Origin of the sequence: Pseudomonas sp. 6D_7.1_Bac1 (assembly GCF_025465945.1) — a bacterium.
Classification (GTDB): Bacteria; Pseudomonadota; Gammaproteobacteria; order Pseudomonadales; family Pseudomonadaceae; genus Aquipseudomonas.
Genome location: NZ_JANLNW010000056.1, coordinates 79,061 through 97,429 on the forward strand (window position 1 = coordinate 79,061; position 18,369 = coordinate 97,429).

The following is an 18,369-nucleotide window of genomic DNA, read 5'->3' on the forward strand; positions in this document are numbered from 1 at the left end:
GCTTTGCTGTTGAAGTCGATACATTCACGGCGCCGGGCGCGCCACGGGGAGCAGACATGCTGGAAAGGCTGTTTCAACTCAAGGCACACAACACCAATGTGCGTACCGAGATTCTTGCCGGTATCACAACCTTTTTGGCCATGGCCTACATTCTGTTCGTCAACCCGAGCATTCTCGGCGAGACCGGCATGGACAAGGGCGCAGTGTTTGTCGCGACTTGCCTGGCAGCGGCCATTGGCTCGACGGTGATGGGCCTGATCGCCAACTACCCGATCGCGCTGGCGCCGGGCATGGGCCTGAACGCCTTCTTCACCTACACCGTGGTTCTGCACATGGGCCATACCTGGCAAGTGGCGCTGGGGGCAGTGTTCATCTCGGCGGTCATGTTTTTCCTGCTGTCGATCTTTCGCATCCGCGAATGGATCATCAACAGCATCCCGCTGGCGTTGCGCTCGGCGATTGCCGCCGGTATCGGCCTGTTCCTGGCGCTGATCGCCCTGCACAACGCCGGCATCGTGGTCAGCAATCCGGCGACCATGGTTGGCCTCGGCGACCTGAAACAACCGGCACCGATCCTCGCGACCCTGGGTTTTGCGCTGATTGTCGCCCTTGAAGCCCTGAAAGTACGCGGTGCAGTGCTGATCGGCATCCTGGCCGTGACCATCGTTTCCATCGCCCTGGGCTTCTCACCGTTCGGCGGTGTGATGGCGATGCCACCTTCGCTGGCGCCGACCTTCCTGCAACTGGACATCAAGGGCGCGCTGGACATCGGTCTGGTCAGCGTGATTTTCGCGTTTCTGTTCGTCGACCTGTTCGACAACTCCGGCACCCTGATCGGTGTCGCCAAGCGCGCCGGCCTGATGGGCAAGGACGGCCACATGCCGAAAATGGGCCGCGCCCTGATCGCCGACAGTACCGCAGCCATGGCCGGTTCCCTGCTGGGCACCTCGACCACCACCAGTTACATCGAATCGGCAGCAGGCGTCAGCGCCGGCGGCCGTACCGGTCTGACGGCGGTAGTCGTGGCGATCCTGTTCCTGCTGGCACTGTTCTTCGCACCGCTGGCCAGCAGCGTACCGGCGTTCGCCACCGCACCAGCCCTGCTGTTCGTCGCCGTATTGATGACCTCGGGCCTGGCGGAAATAGACTGGGACGACATCACCGTCGCCGCGCCTGTGGTGGTTACCGCCCTGGCCATGCCGTTCACTTACTCCATCGCCAATGGTATCGCGTTCGGTTTCATCTCCTGGACCGCGATCAAGTTGCTGTCCGGTCGCGGCCGTGAACTGAACTCGGCGCTGGTGATTCTGTCGATTCTGTTCGTGATCAAGTTGGGTTGGTTCAACGCATGACTTTCGATTCCCAGGCTTACGCTGTTCAGCTCGAAGAAAAGGCCACGCGTTTGCGTGACCTGCTGGCGCCGTTCGATGCACCAGAACCTGCAGTGTTCGACTCGCCGCTTGCGAACTTTCGCCTGCGCGCCGAATTCCGCCTGTGGCGCGAAGCCGGTGAGCGTCACTATGCGATGTTCTCCCAGGACGACAAACGCACGCCGATCCTGATCGAAGAATTCCCTATCGCCAGCCTGCGCATCAACCAGTTGATGCCGCAGCTCAAAGCCGCCTGGCAAGCCAGCGCTGCCCTGAGTCACAAGCTGTTTCAGGTGGAGTTTCTGACCACCCTGGCCGGCGATGCGATGATCACTTTGTGTTATCACCGCCCGCTCGACGAGCACTGGCACACGGCAGCGTCGAAACTGGCCACAGACCTGAATGTCAGCGTGATCGGTCGCTCCAAGGGTAAACGCGAAGTGATCGGCCGTGATTACGTGGTCGAGAAACTGGACGTCGGTGGTCGCACCTTCAGCTATCGCCAACCGGAAGGCGCGTTCACTCAGCCTAACGGCACGGTGAATCAGAAGATGCTCAACTGGGCCTATGAAGCCTTGGGCGAACGTAAGGATGATCTGCTGGAACTGTATTGCGGCAACGGCAACTTCACCCTGCCGCTGGCGACCCGCGTACGCAAAGTGCTGGCCACCGAAATCAGCAAGAGCTCGGTGAATGCGGCGCTGAGCAACCTCAGCGAAAACGCTGTGGATAACGTCACTCTGGTGCGTTTGTCTGCCGAAGAGCTGACCGAAGCGCTGAATGAAGTTCGACCGTTCCGCCGCTTGCACGGCATCGATCTGAAGAGCTACGAGTTCGGTAGCGTATTCGTCGACCCTCCGCGCGCAGGCATGGACCCGGACACGTGCGAGCTGACCCGGCGCTTCGAGAACATCCTGTACATTTCGTGCAACCCGCAAACGCTGGTGGACAACATCGCCCAACTGCACGACACCCACCGCATCACCCGCTGCGCGATGTTCGATCAGTTCCCGTGGACGCACCATATGGAATCCGGGGTCTTGCTGACCCGGCGTTGATTGCACACGTTCACGACAAAACAGCCGTCTTGATGACGGCTTTTTTGTGGGTGATCAAAGCGCAATATCAACCTTGCGCGGACGCCCACCCTTCTTGCCATTGGCACGGGCCGCCAGTGCCTTGGCAACACTGCTCTGCCGGCCATTGCGGCTGGCGATCACCGAAGCGGCCATGTCCATCAACGGTTTGCTCGCCTGAATCATCCCGGCGATGGAAACCTGCAAATCCTTGCCGTCATGACAGAGCGCCGTCCCGGCGAAACCCACCTTCAATTGGTTGAAGTCCGCCGCCTCGAAACCGTCGAATTCCGGGTAGTTCTTCACCGGTAACAACACAGCACTGCCATCCTCGAAATCGATCAATAAGCAGTGTTGCTGAACACTCACGCTGATCGCATTCAAGCCACTGCGGCGTGCCCTACCTCGTTCAATGGCGTCATCCAGTGCAGCCTCTGTCAGCGGCCGATCCAGTTGTTCCTTTACCTGTACGGTTTTCATAGTGCTATCTCCACCTCCTCAGGCGCGTCGATCTGCGCCATCAGGGTTTTGTTGTCCTTGACTTCATAATGGGCTGAAGCAATTCGATAGGTCGCACTGGCGAACCCCTTCACCACCACTTCTTTGGCCTGCCAATCCCATAACTGATTGCACAGGCAGGTGGTCTGTAGCTTCACCCACCAGATACTGCGAGTACGACGCAAATGGGCGGGCTGTTTCAGCGCCTGGCGCAATCCCTCCAAAACCGCCAGTGGAGGTCGACACGAGTGCGGGAGAACATCCCAAAGCTCGACGCCGTTGTGCCAGAAACTGAAGATGAAACGCGCACTCCATGTGCCTGCGTCCACATGCACGTGCGGTGGGCAGTGCTCATCGCGCAGCATGACCACCAGTGCAAACCCTTTGTAGCTGCATACTTTCATGCCAACCCATCCGTTAGGTTATTGAAGTCCGAAGACCTGACATTCCATTGGAATTCCGACAGCCGGTGGTATTCGCACCATCACTCACTGCAACCTGAGACTAGCGTTCGAGATCACCTCAGGTCCTTGAATCATCGAGAAAAATGGTAAGCAATCCTTTCATTGCGCTCACAAAAAAGCCGTCACGAGGACGGCTATAGTGGGTGGCGCCAACTCATCCCTGCTGCTGTCGATACTCGGTGGTGGTCATGCCGGCATAGCCCCAGTTATCGGTGTCGATTTCTTCGATCACGATGTGGGTCAGGTCTGGTCGTTTACCGAGGACCCGATGCAAGGTATCGGTAATTTCGGCGATGACCTGGGCTTTCTGTTCCTTGGTGACGCCGTCGCGGGTAATACGCACGCTTACGAAAGGCATGATGTTTCTCCAGTCATGTGATCAAAAAGAGCTCAACGTTTACTACTTGCCAGTGCTCATTCCACCATCAACAGCCAGTACCTGACCGATGGTGAATTCGGCGCTGATCAAGTAAAGCACCGCGTCGACGATTTCACTGACATTCGCCACCCGCCCCAACGGTTGAAGTGTCTTGGCGGCTGTTCGCCCGTACAACGCGCAGGTTGACGACAGTGACCGTCCGATCATCGAACACTTATTGCAGTCCTTTGAGACTTGCCGCTCAGCTTCAATTGACCAAATTAACCGGCTAGTACAATTTATCCCCACCGGTGGGTCTTCCTCGACCCACGCCCACAATAACAATGGAGATACCCCTGATGCCCCCTATCGTTCTGGTGCTCAACGGCCCGAACCTGAACCTGCTAGGCACCCGTGAACCGGCGACTTATGGCCACGAAACCCTGGCCGACATTTCGGCCTTGTGCGGGCGCGCCGCCGAAGAGTTCGGTCTGGCGGTGGAGTTTCGCCAGACCAACCACGAGGGCGAATTGCTCGACTGGATTCACTCGGCACGCGGTCGTTGTGCCGGGATCGTGATCAACCCGGCGGCCTGGACGCACACCTCGGTAGCGATCCGTGACGCGCTGATCGCCAGCGAGTTACCGGTCATCGAAGTGCACCTGTCCAACGTGCATGCTCGCGAGCCGTTCCGTCATCACTCGTTCGTTTCGGCCATTGCCACCGCAGTGTTGTGCGGTTTTGGCAGCCACGGCTATCGCCTGGCGCTGGAGCATTTCAGCCAACGATTGAAGGGCTGAGCCAGATGTCGCAGAACAATGGTGTACTTGCCGGACTCATCGGCGCCGGCATCCAGGCCTCCCGAACCCCTGCGCTGCATGAACACGAGGGCGATGCCCAAGGCCTGCGCTACCTCTATCGGTTGATCGACCTCGACCAGTTGAAACTCGACAGCGGTGCTCTTCCCGATCTGTTGATGGCGGCCGAACGAATGGCCTTTACCGGCCTGAACGTCACCTTTCCGTGCAAGCAGGCGATCATCCCGCTGCTCGACGAACTCTCGCCTGAAGCCCGAGGCATTGGCGCCGTGAACACTGTGGTGCTCAAGGACGGAAAACGCATCGGTCACAACACCGATTGCCTGGGCTTTGCTGAAGGCTTTCGTCGTGGCCTGAGCGGTACTGCCCGCGAGTGCGTCGTCCAAATGGGCGCCGGTGGTGCGGGGGCAGCGGTCGCCCACGCGTTATTGAGCGAAGGCGTGCAACAGCTGAGTATTTTCGACGTGGACATCAGCCGTGCACAAAGCCTTGCGCACAACCTCAACCAGCACTTTGGCAGCGGCCGGGCTTGCGCCGGCAGCGATCTGCCGAGTGCGCTGTGGCAGGCCGATGGCCTGGTGAACACCACGCCGATGGGCATGGCCAAACTGCCCGGCATGCCGGTGCCCGTGGAGTTGCTGAGGGGCGAGTTATGGGTCGCGGAGATTGTGTACTTTCCATTGGAAACCGAGCTGCTGCGCAATGCCCGAACCTTGGGCTGCCGTACCCTGGATGGCGGCAACATGGCGGTGTTCCAGGCGGTGAAGGCCTTTGAATTGTTCAGCGGCGTGGTGCCGGATGCACAGCGGATGCTTGCGCACTTTCAAAGCATGAATGGCTGACAAGCATCGCGGGCAATTGTGGCGAGGGAGCTGCTCCCTCGCCACAGATCAGGCCTGCAAATAGCGCAACACGGACTCGCAGATCATCTGGCGATGACGCTGCTTGATCGTTTCATCCGGTAAGTCGATCTGAAAAATCTCGCCAAAGGTATGACGGTTCGACACCCGGTAAAAACAGAACGAACTGATCAGTAAATGCACATCCAGCGGATCCAGCCCGCTGCGGAACACTCCCTCCTCGGCACCGCGACGCAGAATCACGCCGAGTGAATCGAGGATGGTGTTATTCATCGCCTTGATCGCTTCGGACTGCTTCACGTATTCGGCGTTGTGGATGTTCTCGATGCTGACGATGCGCACGAAATCGACGTTGCGGTCATGGTGATCGAAGGTGAACTCCACCAGCCGCCGAATCGCCTCACGCGGTTCCAGTTCAGTCAGGTGCAAGCGACTTTCAGTGTTGCGGATCTCACCGTATAGCTTCTCCAACACCTCGACGTAGAGCTGTTCCTTGCTACCGAAGTAGTAATAGATCATCCGCTTCGAGGTGTGGATGCGCTCGGCGATAGCATCGACGCGAGCACCGGAAAGGCCCTGCTGGACGAACTCGACAATGGCTTCTTGAAGAATGTTCTCGCGGGTCTTTTCCGGGTTGTTCTTGCGACTCTTGCGCGGCTCGATCAAGGGTTCGTCGGGCGCGACGGTGAGTTCTGTGGTCATTCTCATTCCGGGCTCAAGGCCATCACTGCACAGCTGGCGATTATGGGCCGCACGATGCAGTGAAGGAAGCTTCGCCACGGCCGTTTGCCCCTGCGTTTACCAATTTCCTACAACTTGGCGTGACGCGCTCCACCGCTGCGTGACTTTGCCATTGCCGCCAGACGCACCGCGACGTTGGCCGCGCCATACCCGATGTAGCCGTTCTTGCGCTGGATGATTTCGAAGAAGAAGCGCCCTTCAAAGGGTTCGGTGTACACATGAAACAGCTCGCCACCCTGAGCGTCACGGTCATACAGCACGTTGTAGTAGGCGAGTTCGCTGAGGAACTCATCGTCGAAATCAAAGCGTGCGGCGAGGTCGTCGTAATAGTTGAGCGGGATGTCCAGCAGCGGTACGCCAGCCTCTTTGGCGCGACTGACTTCAGCGAAAATATCGTCGCAGTCAAAGGCAATGTGGTGCACACCGGAGCCGCGATAACTGGACAAGGCGTGAGAGATCGCCGTGTTGCGGTTCTCGGAAATGTTCAGCGGCAAACGGATCGAGCTGCAACGGCTGCGTAGTGCACGACTTTTCACCAGGCCATAAGGGTCAGGCAACACCACTTCATCGTCGGCCTCGAAATCCAGCAGGCTTTTGTAGAACAGCACCCAACTGTCGAGGCTGTCCGCCGGCAGCGCCATCGCCATATGGTCAATCCGTTTGAGGCCGCCACCGGTGGCTGCCGTCGCTTGCAACCGGAAGTCGGTGCCGTAGACATCGGCGTGTTCATCCACCAGATAAATCAGGCTGCCATCCGGCGCACGGACCGCCGCCAGCTCCAGCTCATTGGGCCCGACCAGCCCGCGATAAGGTTGCCCCTTGTAGGCCACCGCCCGGGCCAGCGCGCTGGCGCTTTCCTTGACCCGTACCGCGGTCGCGCACAATGACGGTCCGTGCGCTTCAAAAAAACTGTGGGCAAACGAATAGGGTTCAGAGTTGAGGATCAGATTGATATCGCCCTGACGCAGCAACGTAACGCTCTTGGAGCGATGTTCACCGGCCTTGACGAAACCCAGTCGCTCCAGCCAATGGGACAGTTTGGCGCCGAGGCTTTCGTCCACCGCGAACTCAAGAAACTCGATACCGTCGTACTCACTGGCTGGCGGTGTGGCGAACAAAATGTCGAGGTTCGGTGCCGGCATAACCTCCTGCTGCAAGCGTGCTCGGGTCTTCTCTTCCAGATACAGCAGTGAACGCAGGCCATCTGCGGCATTGGCCCGGGGCGGGGCGGCGCGAAAGCCGTCGTTGAAGATTTCCAGCGACAGCGGTCCGGTGTAACCGCTCTGGATAATCGGTGCGAGAAACCCCGGCAAGTCGAACTCGCCCTGCCCGGGGAAGCAACGAAAATGTCGGCTCCACTCCAGCACATCCATGGCCAGGATCGGCGCATCGGCCATTTGCACAAAGAAAATCTTCTCGCCGGGAATGTCCGCGATAGCCCGTGGATCGCCCTTGAGCGACAAGGTATGAAAGCTGTCCAGCAACACGCCCAGATTCGGATGGTCCGCCTGACGGACGATGTTCCAGACCTGTTGATAAGTATTCACATGCCGACCCCAGGCCAGCGCTTCATAACCGATCCGCAAGCCACGGGCCCCGGCGCACTCGGCCAGCAGTCGCAGATCGTCGACCAGAATCTGCTCATCGCCAACGCTGTCGGCCGAGGCATTGCTGCACACCAGCACCAGATCGGTGCCCAGCTCCTGCATCAGGTCGAACTTGCGTTCGGCGCGCTCAAGGTTGCGCGGCAGACGGTCGCGACGACAGCCTTCGAAATCACGAAAGGGTTGAAACAGGGTGATGGCAATGCCCAGGTCGGCGCACATCTGTTTAATTTCACGTGGGCTGCCGTCGTAGTACAGAAGGTCGTTCTCAAAAATTTCCACCCCATCAAAACCTGCGGCGGCGATGGCTTCGAGTTTTTCCGGCAGGGTACCGCTCAAGGAAACGGTGGCAATGGAACGCTGCATGTTTCGACTCCCGGTGGTGGGCGGTTTTTGTTAGAGATATCGCAGGCTTTCTGTAGCAACTGGCGAAGGCGGCGTTCGGCTCGGTCCGCGCTCGGGCGCAGCAGTCGTGAAATCAGACGATGCGGTGAGTCAGGAGGACCGTGCACTCAGGATTTACGACTGCTGCGCAGCCGAACGCAGGCTTCGCCAGCGGCTACAAGGGATCGCGTTTAACTTGAGAGAAGTATCGAGCTGGCCCGTTCATTGATCAATTCAAAGTGTACCAACCGGTTAGTTTACCGTGCGATTATCGAACACAATGGCTGTTGTCGAATTGACGATTTTTCACTCACTGCGCACCATCGACAGCACATTGAGTCCCCTCATGAACCACCGGTCTCAGTGACCAAAGACCCAGAACACACCATAAAAATTTCAAAAATCGGGTACACGCTCATGCTTGCATTCACCCCCTTGCTCCGCTGCTCTCTCCTTCACCCCCCGTGCCTGGCGCCCGACCGCCAACCGCCTTCGACCCTTTCTGGCGCCTGCAACCGAACCCGGCCCGTACGCTGATCAGGCTTTGGTTGCCTCAACCAACACAGCGCCTGCGAAAACACTCAGCCGATCAATCATTGATGTCGCTCCGCGCATTTGCGCACTCTGACGATTGATCACGCGCCCATGAAGTCCCGACGAGCCTTGCTTGTCAGTCATTGAACGGATGGCACACATGTTTCCTTCTCAGAGTTCTCACACGGAAAGCGCCCGCATGGCCCCTGACCTGGGCGTCACGAGCGGCGGCATCGGCGACAAAATCCGCGGCGCCATGGCGGTCGGCAAAACCCGTTGGGGCATGCTGGCGCTGGTGTTTTTCGCCACCACCCTGAATTACATCGACCGCGCCGCACTGGGCGTGATGCAGCCGTTCCTGGCCAAGGAATTGAGCTGGACGGCGATGGACTACGCCAACATCAACTTCTGGTTTCAGGTCGGTTACGCCATCGGCTTCGTGCTGCAAGGCCGACTGATTGACCGGGTCGGTGTGAAGCGCGTGTTCTTCTGCGCCGTCTTGCTCTGGAGTCTGGCGACCGGCGCCCATGGTCTGGCGACCTCGGCCGTGGGTTTCATGGTCTGTCGGTTTATCCTCGGGATGACCGAAGCTGCCAACTACCCGGCCTGCGTGAAAACCACCCGGCTGTGGTTCCCCGCCGGTGAGCGCGCCGTGGCCACCGGCATCTTCAACGCCGGGACCAACGTCGGCGCGATGTTCACGCCGATGCTGTTGCCGCTGATCCTGCACGTATGGGGCTGGCAAGCTGCGTTCCTGTGCATGTCGGCGCTGGGCGGGATCTGGCTGCTGTTCTGGGGCCTGAAGTACTTCAACCCGGAAGATCACCCATCGGTGAAGCAATCGGAACTGGACTACATCCAGAAGGAAATCGAACCGGAACAAACCCGCGTGCCGTTCTCACGGATCCTGCGGATGCGTGGCACCTGGGCCTTCGCCATCGCCTACTCGATGACCGCGCCGGTGTTCTGGTTTTACCTGTACTGGCTGCCACCGTTCCTCAACCAGCAATACAACCTGGGGATCAACGTCACGCAGATGGGGATCCCGCTGATCATCATCTACCTGACCGCCGACTTCGGCAGCGTCGGCGGCGGCATCCTGTCTTCGTTCCTGATCGGTCGCGGGATCAACCCGATCAAGGCGCGGCTGATGTCGATGCTGCTGTTCGCCTGCTGCATCATCGGCGTGATCATGGCCGCCGGCTCCAGTCAGCTATGGGTTGCAGTGTTTGCCATCTCCCTGGCCATCGGTGCGCACCAGGCCTGGACTGCAAACATCTGGAGCCTGGTGATGGACTACACGCCCAAGCACATGATGAGCACGGTGTTCGGTTTCGGCGGTATGTGCGCGGCCGTCGGCGGGATGTTCATGACCCAGTTGGTCGGCCATATCCTGACCGTCACCAATAACAACTACACCGTGCTGTTCACCATGATTCCAGCGATGTACTTCATCGCACTGATCTGGCTGTACTTCATGGCTCCGCGCAAAATCCCGAACCTCGAAGACTGATCCAGCCTTCTCGCAGGCCTGATTCCAGGCCTGCTTCTCTCCCCTTCTCAACCTCGCCGCTGTTGCCAGACCGCCGCCAGACCGCTGAGGCAAATGACCGCGATGCCAATCACCGTGGTCGGGCTCGGCGTGTGGGAAAACAGCAGCCAGCCGAGCAGTCCGGCAAACACAATCTGACAGTAACCAAAGGGCGCCAGCAGTGCTGGTGCGGCATGACGAAACGCCTGAGTCAGCAGCAGATGCGCGGTCATACCGCAGGTGCCCAGCGCCAGCATCAGCAGGCCGTGGGTAAAGCTCGGCACTTGCCAGAACATCGGCACCAATGCGCTCATGACCAGGGTGTTGCACAAACCGGCAAAGAAATTACTGGTGGTCGGGCTGTCGACCTCGCTGAGTTTGCGCGTCAGCAGTTGGTAAAAGCAGAAGAACAACGCCGAGCAAAACGGCAGCAACACCGCCGGGGTGAACAAATCGCCGCCCGGGTGGACGATGATCAGCACGCCGATAAACCCGCACATCACCGCCAGCCATTGCCCACCCGTCACCCGCTCACCGAGCAATGGCACCGACAACGCGGTCACCAACACCGGCGCAAGAAAGTTGACTGCCGTGGCTTCCGCCAGCGGGATGAACAACAAGCCAGTCGTGAATAACAGACTGGTACCGAGCAAGCACAATGCCCGCAGCAACTGCAGCAACGGGTGCTTGGTGCGCAGGACGCGCAGCCCGGATTGCGGCAGAAATATCCCGGCCATCAGCAGCGTGTGAACCAGATAACGCGCCCACACCACCATGATCACCGGATAGAAGCCCGACAGATATTTCGACAAGGCGTCGTGGCTGGAAAACAGAAAGGTCGCGACGACGATCAGCACAATCCCTTTGAAGGGCTGATTGATACCGGAGAGCGGCGTGCTGGCGGTCATAAGAGAGTCTCTGGAGCAACGATCGACAATGTGGCGAGGGAGCTTGCTCCCGCTGGGCCGGTCCGCGTTCGGGCGCGGCAGTCCCGACATCCACTATTGTCTGGACATCGAATTCCAATAATCTAGAACTCGATTCCAGTTTCTCACACAAGGAAAAGCCGATAGTGTTCGAACAGCGCACAGCTTCTGTAGGAGCGAGGGGATGACGATCAGTTGAACAGCTCCGACGCCTGACTCGCCGCTGACAGCTCCTGGGCAAACTGCAACAGCAACGGCGCCAGTTCATGCAACCGTGATTCGGGCAGCCGCGCACTGGGTCCGGCGACGCTGAGCACGCCGACCACCCGCCCATTCACCGGATGGCGCACCACGGCAGCGATTGCCGAGGTGCCGACCGACGAGCTCTCCTGAACCCAGGCATAGCCATGTTCGCGGGCCAGGCGCAGGCGTTCGAGCAGTTCGATGTTAGAACGTGGCGCATTCGGCCCCAGCTCCACCGGCACGTCCACGGCTTGGCGCTCCACCAGCGATAAGGCCTCGGCGTCACTGAGGCAGGCGAGCCACGCATGCCCGGATGCGGTGTAAAACAACGGCGCATCGCGGCCCATGTCCGGGTCATAGCGCAAACCTGAACGTGCACCCTGGGACTTGGCAATCCAGGTCTGACGCTCACCTTCAATCACGCCCAGTCGCACCAGCTCGCCGGTTTCCTGGGCCAATCGATCAAGCACCGGCTGGACGATATCCGCACCACTGCTCGACAGGTAACGAAAGCCCATGGCAACCAGTTTGGTCGACAGGTGATAACGCAGGTTGTCCGGGTTCTGCCGCACCTAACCCAGTCGGATCAGCTCGGCGAGCAAGCGGTGCATTGCACTTTTCGGGATCTCCAGCTGCTCGGCCAGCACCTGCATCGGCAGGCCTCGAGGCTCGCGGGTAAGACTTTCCAGAACACTGAAGACGCGCTCGATTTGACTGCCGGCCATGGTGAGATTCCAGACGAAATTTTGTCGATTCTAGAAGACAACCGGGTGAATGCAAAATGTGGAACTGCAGTGTTCAAGGACTATCGACGGGGGAACCAAACAGCCCGCGTGATGCCTGAGACCTTCGCCGAAGCGCGTCTGTCATCATCGGTTTCGCTGGTTGAAACCATACTGCCTTTCGTCCGCCGTAGTCTGACGACCGGACTGGCAACTATCCCGCTCACCAGCAACACTCATCACCACGCTCAAACAGAGGATTCCCACATGCTATGGAAAAAAGGTCGCCGCGGTGACCACGTAGTAGATGCACACGGTGAGGATATTGGCGGCGACTTCGCCCAGGGTCAGGTCAGTCAATGCGACACCTTCGCGACGAAGAGTCTGTAAATGCATAAGCGCTGGCTGGTGGTATTCGGTCTGTTACTCGGCAGCGCCAACCTCCTGGCCGCCGAACATGGGGTCAACGTCATCAGCCCCGGTCGCCTGAACCTGGGCGACTCCGAGCTGGCGGTTGGGGTGAGCCAATCCTCCCCACAAATTCAGCGTGTACTGATCGTGATTCATGGGCGCTTGCGCAACGCTGAAACCTACCGCCAGAGCGCGGAAAAAGCCGCCGAGCTGGCCGGACAAAGCGCTACCACCCTGGTGATCGCGCCACAATTTCTTAATGAAGCCGACATCGCTCGCCATCAACTGCCCGACAGCCTGCTGCGCTGGCATGGCAATGACTGGATGGACGGCAACCTGTCCACCGGACCTGGTCCGCTGAGCTCCTTTGCGGTGCTCGACAAGATTCTGGAGCGCCTGAGTGATCGTCAGCAGTTTCCAGCCTTGAAAGACATCGTCATCGCCGGCCACTCCGGTGGCGCGCAAGTGGTGCAGCGGTATGCACTGCTTGGCCACGACCAGCCGGCACTGCAAGCGGCGGGAGTCAGCGTGCGCTACGTGATCGCCAATCCGTCTTCATATGCGTATTTCGATGAGCAGCGGCCGGTGCCGTTCGATGCAGCAAGTTGCCCTGGTTTCAATGACTGGAAATACGGACTGCTCAAACTGCCGGACTACGCCAATGGGCAAACGGCGCAGCAACTGGAGCAAGGCTACGTACAGCGCAACATCACCTACTTGCTGGGCAAGCGAGACACTAATCCGCATCATCCGGCACTGGATAGAAGTTGTGCCGCCGAAACGCAGGGCGCGTATCGGCTGATTCGTGGGCACAATTACTTCGACTACTTACAGCAGCGCCATCCGCAAGGGTTGAATCAGCAACTGATCGAAGTGCCGCACGTGGGGCATAACGCAGACAAAATGTTCACCTCGCCGGAGGGGCAGAAGGCGTTGTTCCAGTAGTTAGAAATATGTCGCCTGACAGGGCCCTATCGCGAGCAGGCTCGCTCCCACACTGAATCTGGATCGCGCACAAAATGTGTGTCTGAACTCGATCTACTGTGGGAGCGAGCCTGCTCGCGATAGCGGTTAACCAGACAACACATCTCTCAAGCGGACAGCATCTGCCGCAATTCCACACAATCTTGCGCATGCCAATCGGTCAGTTCCGGCCACGGATTATCCGGCAGATTCACCAGCACCGTTCGTGCGCCGGCTGCGCGACCGCAATCCAGGTCGAAGCGATAATCACCGACCATCACCAGCTCACTCGGCGCCACGTCCCAGGCCTCGGCCAGTTTCAACAAGCCACCTGGATGAGGTTTGGGCGGCGCTTCATCACGGCCCAGCACATCCTCTACCGCAAAGCAGTCAGCCAGACCAATCGCCTCAAGCGTGACGTGGGCCAGTTCGCGAGCATTGCGCGTGAGAATGCCGAGGCGATAGCCGCGCCCCGCCAGTTCACGCACCAGTTCTACCGCACCGGGCGCGGGTTTTGAACCGAGTGCCAGATCGCGTTCGTGCTCCAGCAGCCAGGCATGCTTGGCCGCCGCTTCATCGGCCGGCAGTGCCGCGAGGTGAGTGAGGATGTCGTGTTCAGCGGGAATCGCCAGCGCCTCGCGAATCGCCACGAAATCGTGCACGGCGATGGTCAACGTGCCGTCCATGTCGAACACCCAATGCCGCACCTCGGAGAGACTCATGCCCAATCCTTGCGATGACGAATCAGGCCTTCCTGAGTCACCGACGCCACCAGTTTCCCGGCGCGGTTGTATACGCTGCCACGGGAGAAACCACGGGAGTTGCCGGCCCAGGGACTGTCCATCGCATAAAGCAGCCAGTCATCGGCGCGCAGATCGGCGTGGAACCACAGTGCGTGGTCGAGGCTGGCGACTTGCATGTCTTTCTGCCAGACCGACTTGCCGTGCGGCAGCATCGATGTAGTCAGCAAACCGAAGTCCGATGCGTAGGCCAGCAGGTATTTGTGCAGCGCTGGCGAGTCGGCCAACGTACCGTCGGCGCGGAACCAGACGTACTTGATCGGGTCGGCCGGCTGCGGGTTGTACGGGTCTTTCTCAGTCACCGGGCGGACTTCGATCGGCTTGGGGCACAGCAGCTTTTCGCGCATATGCTCTGGAATCAAATGCGCGCGTTGCTGGAAGAGTTCCAGCTCCGACGGCAGATTCTCCGGGCCCACCACTTGCGGCATCGCCGTCTGGTGCTCGAAGCCTTCTTCGTCATACTGGAACGAAGCGCTGCAGGTGAAGATCGGGTTGCCCTTCTGGATCGCCGTCACGCGGCGGGTGCTGAAGCTGCCGCCATCGCGAACCCTATCCACCTGGTAGACCACCGGCAAACCGGCGTCGCCCGGACGCAGGAAATAACCGTGCATCGAATGCACATGGCGTGCTTCTTCAACCGTCTGGCTGGCCGCGGAAAGGGACTGGCCCAACACCTGGCCGCCGAACAGCTGACGGAAACCCAGGTCCTGGCTGCGACCGCGAAACAGGTTTTCTTCGATCGGTTCCAGGGTCAGCAAGTCGACCAGATCATCCAACACATGGCTCATTCAGACTCTCCTCACACAGAGCAATGCCGCGCAGTCTTGGCTGCGGCGGTCGATTCAGATATTGGCCCGGGCCAACCATGAGCCCATTGTAAACATCAACAGACCCTAGCCATGCAAGGTTTCCAACCATTGTTCGCGGGTAATGCGGTACAGCACGTGGTGACGCAACGGATCATCGTGCCCGACCCTTGGGTGTTCGAAATCCGCCGAGGGGTCGTAATGCATGCCGATGGCCTGCATGACTTTCTGCGAAGGCATGTTGGCCTCGGTGGTAAACGCCACGACTTCGTCCAGCGCCAAACGGTCAAAGCCGCAACGCAGAGCGGTCCAGGCTGCTTCACTGGCGTAACCCAGCCCCCAATGCTCGCGAGCCAGGCGCCAGCCGATTTCGGTGGCCGGCGTGAAAGAAGCCTCGAACCCGACCACCGCCAATCCGGTAAAACCGATAAACGCGCCGGTGTCCTTGCGCTCCAACGCCCAGAGACCGAAACCATGCTCAGCGAAATGACCACGGATTCGCCCGATCAATGCAGCGCTTTCCAGACGACTCAAGGCTGCCGGGAAATAGCGCATGACCTGCGGGTCGGCGCACATCGCCGCAAACGCCGGCAAATCCTCATCGCGCCATTGGCGCATCAGTAGCCGCGCACTCTCAAGTTCCAGTATCGGCTCCATCGTTCCCCCTCCGTTTCCATGCAAACAAGTTTACATCGCTGGTAGGATCCTTCTCTCATTCACTCCATGAAATCGCCATGTCGCTGCCGCTGATTTACCACGAAGACTACAGCCCCGAATTCCCGGCGGAACATCGCTTTCCCATGGACAAGTTCCGGCTGTTGCGTGATCACCTGGTGGACAGCGGTCTGACCGCTGATCACCAATTGCTGCGCCCGGAAATCTGCCCGAACGACATTCTCGCCCTCGCCCATGACCCTGCGTACATCGAACGTTATATGGGCGGCGAGTTGTCCCGCGAAGACCAGCGGCGCCTCGGTCTACCCTGGAACGAAGCGCTGGCCCGACGTACCGTGCGCGCGGTTGGCGGTTCGTTGCTGGCCGCAGAGCTCGCGCTGGAGCACGGCATGGCCTGTCATCTGGCCGGCGGCACCCATCACGCTCATTACGATCACCCAGCGGGTTTCTGCATCTTCAATGACCTGGCGGTGATCAGCCATTACCTGCTGGAAAGCGGGCGGGTCGGGCGGGTACTGATCTTCGATTGCGATGTACACCAGGGCGATGGGACGGCACGCATACTGGAACATACCCCGGACGCGGTGACGGTTTCCCTGCACTGCGAAAAGAACTTTCCCGCACGCAAGGCCAAAAGCGATTGGGACATTCCGCTGCCCATGGGCATGGGCGACGAGGATTACCTGAAGGTGGTCGATGACGCGCTGAATTACCTGCTGCCGCTCTATCAGCCGGACCTGGTGTTGTATGACGCCGGTGTCGATGTGCATAAAGACGACGCACTGGGTTACCTGAAACTGACCGATAAAGGCGTCGCCGCCCGCGATGAAAGCGTATTGCGCCATTGCCTGGGGCGGGATATTCCGGTGGTCGGGGTGATCGGCGGCGGCTACAGCAAGGACCGCCAGGCCCTGGCGCGACGCCATGGCATTCTCCATCACAGCGCACAGCGGGTCTGGCAGTCATCAGGGTGTCACTGAGATGTGGATGCTTTACCCACAATGCCTGTGGAACGGCCTGTGGATAACCTGAGTGAAAGGACCTACAGGCCTTTGCGCGTATAGCCTGCAAGCCACTGAGCATTTTTTGACCAGTACAACACCGCCCCTGTAGCAGCTGCCGAAGGCTGCGTTCGGCTGCGAAGCAGTCGTTGAATCAGACAACGTGTTCTTTCAGGCAAACCGTGTACCCAGTATTTGCGAGGACTTCGTCCTCGAACGCAGCCTCGCAGGCTCGGCAGCTGCTACCGGCGCAGTCCTGCACCGTATTTCAAAGTTGTGCTGATAGAATGCCCGCCCTATTCCGCCGAACCGCAGCTCACGCCATGACCCAGCCCTCCGCCAACCGCCCTCACCACGTCGCCATCATCGGCGGCGGCCCCGCCGGCCTGATGGCCGCCGAGGTGCTGAGCCAGGCCGGGGTCAAGGTCGATCTGTACGACGGCATGCCCTCGGTGGGGCGTAAATTCCTGCTGGCCGGTGTCGGTGGAATGAACATTACCCATTCCGAAGCTTACCCGGCGTTTCTGGCACGTTACGCCGAGCGCGCCCCACACATCGCCCCATTGCTGCGCGAATTCGGCGCAGAAGCCTTGTGCCAGTGGATTCACGGTTTGGGCATCGAAACCTTCGTCGGCAGCTCTGGCCGCGTGTTTCCGACCGACATGAAGGCCGCCCCGCTACTGCGCGCCTGGCTCAAACGCCTGCGCGATGCCGGGGTAGTTATCCACACCCGCCACCGTTGGCTGGGCTGGAACGCTGATGGCAGCCTGCAGATTGATAGCCCTGACGGTGAAATGGCGATCAGCGCCGATGCACTGTTGCTGGCGCTGGGTGGCGGCAGTTGGTCGCGTTTGGGCTCGGATGGCGCCTGGATGCAGCCGCTTGCGCAGCTCGGAGTTGCCCTGGCGCCGCTGCAACCGAGCAATTGTGGTTTCGAGGTGACGGCCTGGAGCGAGCTGATGGTCAGCAAATTCGCCGGGGCTCCGCTGAAAAACATCGCCATTGGCCTCAATGACGATGTGCCGCGACTCGGCGAATGCGTGATCACCGCCACCGGTATCGAAGGCAGTTTGATCTATGCGTTGTCGGCGCCGATCCGCGAAACCATCAATCAAACCGGCTCAGCAACCATCCACCTCGACCTGCTGCCCGGCAGGCCTGTGGATAAAATCCAGACGGCGCTAGGCAAACCTCGTGGTTCACGCTCCTTGGCCAAACACTTGCACAGCCAACTCGGCCTCGACGGCGTCAAAGCGGCATTGCTGCGCGAACTGACACCGCCCGAATGCTTCGCTGACCCGCTCTCTCTGGCCAACGCCATCAAGGCTTTGCCCCTGACACTGGTCAACACTCGCCCATTGGACGAAGCCATCAGCAGCGCCGGCGGCGTGACGTTCGAGGCGATGAATGAAAACCTGATGCTCAAGCAACTGCCCGGCGTGTTCTGCGCAGGGGAAATGCTCGACTGGGAAGCGCCGACAGGCGGCTATCTGCTGACCGCATGTTTCGCCAGTGGGCGAGCGGCGGGGTTGGGGATGGTGGAGTGGCTCAACAGAAGCAGGAGCACGACTTAATCCCGTGGGA

Annotated in this window: 18 protein-coding genes and 1 pseudogene; 8 read left to right on the top strand and 11 right to left on the bottom strand. The window is 59.5% G+C overall.

All coding sequences use genetic code 11. From position 1 onward, the window contains the following. The first annotated feature begins 56 nt into the window (after positions 1-56). Positions 57-1,352 carry an NCS2 family permease gene (locus tag NTD87_RS15945; protein ID WP_262114968.1) on the top strand — a complete coding sequence of 432 codons (1,296 nt, stop codon included), beginning with the start codon at positions 57-59 and terminating at the stop codon, positions 1,350-1,352. After that, positions 1,349-2,428, top strand: a complete 1,080-nt coding sequence (trmA, locus tag NTD87_RS15950) for a tRNA (uridine(54)-C5)-methyltransferase TrmA (protein ID WP_262114969.1) — start codon at positions 1,349-1,351, stop codon at positions 2,426-2,428. The genes NTD87_RS15945 and trmA overlap by 4 nt, the downstream gene beginning before the upstream one ends. 54 nt (positions 2,429-2,482) lie before the next feature. On the opposite strand, the gene NTD87_RS15955 is transcribed toward trmA, so the two are convergent. The 4 genes from NTD87_RS15955 to NTD87_RS15970 all read right to left on the bottom strand — a co-directional run bounded on the left by NTD87_RS15955 (position 2,483) and on the right by NTD87_RS15970 (position 3,994). After that, a complete protein-coding gene (locus NTD87_RS15955; RefSeq protein WP_262114970.1) occupies positions 2,483-2,926 on the bottom strand; it encodes a DUF2442 domain-containing protein in 444 nt (147 codons plus the stop codon). Continuing rightward, positions 2,923-3,348 (bottom strand): DUF4160 domain-containing protein, encoded by a 426-nt coding sequence (locus NTD87_RS15960; protein ID WP_262114971.1) that lies wholly within the window; start codon positions 3,346-3,348, stop codon positions 2,923-2,925. Before NTD87_RS15960 ends, NTD87_RS15955 begins: the two co-directional genes overlap by 4 nt. A gap of 214 nt (positions 3,349-3,562) precedes the next feature. Continuing rightward, positions 3,563-3,766, bottom strand: coding sequence for a tautomerase family protein (locus NTD87_RS15965; protein WP_262114972.1), 204 nt, complete (start codon positions 3,764-3,766; stop codon positions 3,563-3,565). A 42-nt stretch (positions 3,767-3,808) separates the two neighbouring features. Further along, a complete protein-coding gene (locus NTD87_RS15970; protein WP_262114973.1) occupies positions 3,809-3,994 on the bottom strand; it encodes an SDR family oxidoreductase in 186 nt (61 codons plus the stop codon). Positions 3,995-4,125: 131 nt separating this feature from the next. Between NTD87_RS15970 and aroQ the strand changes: the two genes are divergently transcribed. Continuing rightward, positions 4,126-4,566, top strand: coding sequence for a type II 3-dehydroquinate dehydratase (aroQ, locus tag NTD87_RS15975; protein ID WP_262114974.1), 441 nt, complete (start codon positions 4,126-4,128; stop codon positions 4,564-4,566). Between the two features lie 5 nt (positions 4,567-4,571). Continuing rightward, positions 4,572-5,426, top strand: a complete 855-nt coding sequence (locus NTD87_RS15980; protein WP_262114975.1) for a shikimate dehydrogenase — start codon at positions 4,572-4,574, stop codon at positions 5,424-5,426. 48 nt (positions 5,427-5,474) lie between these two features. Here the strand turns inward: NTD87_RS15980 and NTD87_RS15985 are convergent, their stop codons facing one another. Both NTD87_RS15985 and quiC read right to left on the bottom strand, forming a co-directional pair. Then, complete coding sequence (locus NTD87_RS15985; RefSeq protein ID WP_262114977.1) at positions 5,475-6,152, bottom strand: TetR/AcrR family transcriptional regulator; 678 nt, start codon at positions 6,150-6,152, stop codon at positions 5,475-5,477. 101 nt (positions 6,153-6,253) lie between these two features. Next, complete coding sequence (gene quiC, locus NTD87_RS15990) at positions 6,254-8,155, bottom strand: 3-dehydroshikimate dehydratase QuiC (protein WP_262114978.1); 1,902 nt, start codon at positions 8,153-8,155, stop codon at positions 6,254-6,256. Positions 8,156-8,906: 751 nt separating this feature from the next. On the opposite strand from quiC, the gene NTD87_RS15995 reads away from it, so the two are divergent. Beyond that, positions 8,907-10,220 (top strand): MFS transporter, encoded by a 1,314-nt coding sequence (locus NTD87_RS15995; protein WP_262114980.1) that lies wholly within the window; start codon positions 8,907-8,909, stop codon positions 10,218-10,220. Between the two features lie 47 nt (positions 10,221-10,267). Here the strand turns inward: NTD87_RS15995 and NTD87_RS16000 are convergent, their stop codons facing one another. Together NTD87_RS16000 and NTD87_RS16005 are read right to left on the bottom strand one after the other, a co-directional pair. After that, complete coding sequence (locus tag NTD87_RS16000) at positions 10,268-11,146, bottom strand: DMT family transporter (RefSeq protein ID WP_262114981.1); 879 nt, start codon at positions 11,144-11,146, stop codon at positions 10,268-10,270. Positions 11,147-11,355: 209 nt separating this feature from the next. After that, positions 11,356-12,132, bottom strand: a pseudogene (locus NTD87_RS16005) (IclR family transcriptional regulator). A gap of 387 nt (positions 12,133-12,519) precedes the next feature. Here NTD87_RS16005 and NTD87_RS16010 point away from each other — a divergent pair. Next, positions 12,520-13,485, top strand: a complete 966-nt coding sequence (locus tag NTD87_RS16010; RefSeq protein WP_262114982.1) for an alpha/beta hydrolase — start codon at positions 12,520-12,522, stop codon at positions 13,483-13,485. A 146-nt stretch (positions 13,486-13,631) separates the two neighbouring features. Here the strand turns inward: NTD87_RS16010 and NTD87_RS16015 are convergent, their stop codons facing one another. From NTD87_RS16015 to NTD87_RS16025, 3 genes are all read right to left on the bottom strand, one after another. Continuing rightward, positions 13,632-14,225 (bottom strand): HAD family hydrolase, encoded by a 594-nt coding sequence (locus tag NTD87_RS16015; RefSeq protein ID WP_262114983.1) that lies wholly within the window; start codon positions 14,223-14,225, stop codon positions 13,632-13,634. Beyond that, complete coding sequence (gene tesB, locus NTD87_RS16020; RefSeq protein ID WP_262114984.1) at positions 14,222-15,091, bottom strand: acyl-CoA thioesterase II; 870 nt, start codon at positions 15,089-15,091, stop codon at positions 14,222-14,224. The genes NTD87_RS16015 and tesB overlap by 4 nt, the downstream gene beginning before the upstream one ends. Positions 15,092-15,196: 105 nt before the next feature. Continuing rightward, on the bottom strand, positions 15,197-15,766 hold the full coding sequence (locus tag NTD87_RS16025; RefSeq protein ID WP_262114985.1) for a GNAT family N-acetyltransferase: 570 nt from the start codon (positions 15,764-15,766) through the stop codon (positions 15,197-15,199). Between the two features lie 77 nt (positions 15,767-15,843). Between NTD87_RS16025 and NTD87_RS16030 the strand changes: the two genes are divergently transcribed. Together NTD87_RS16030 and NTD87_RS16035 are read left to right on the top strand one after the other, a co-directional pair. Next, a complete protein-coding gene (locus NTD87_RS16030) occupies positions 15,844-16,764 on the top strand; it encodes a histone deacetylase (protein WP_262114987.1) in 921 nt (306 codons plus the stop codon). Positions 16,765-17,108: 344 nt separating this feature from the next. Then, positions 17,109-18,359, top strand: coding sequence for a TIGR03862 family flavoprotein (locus NTD87_RS16035; protein WP_262114989.1), 1,251 nt, complete (start codon positions 17,109-17,111; stop codon positions 18,357-18,359). Positions 18,360-18,369 lie beyond the last annotated feature (10 nt).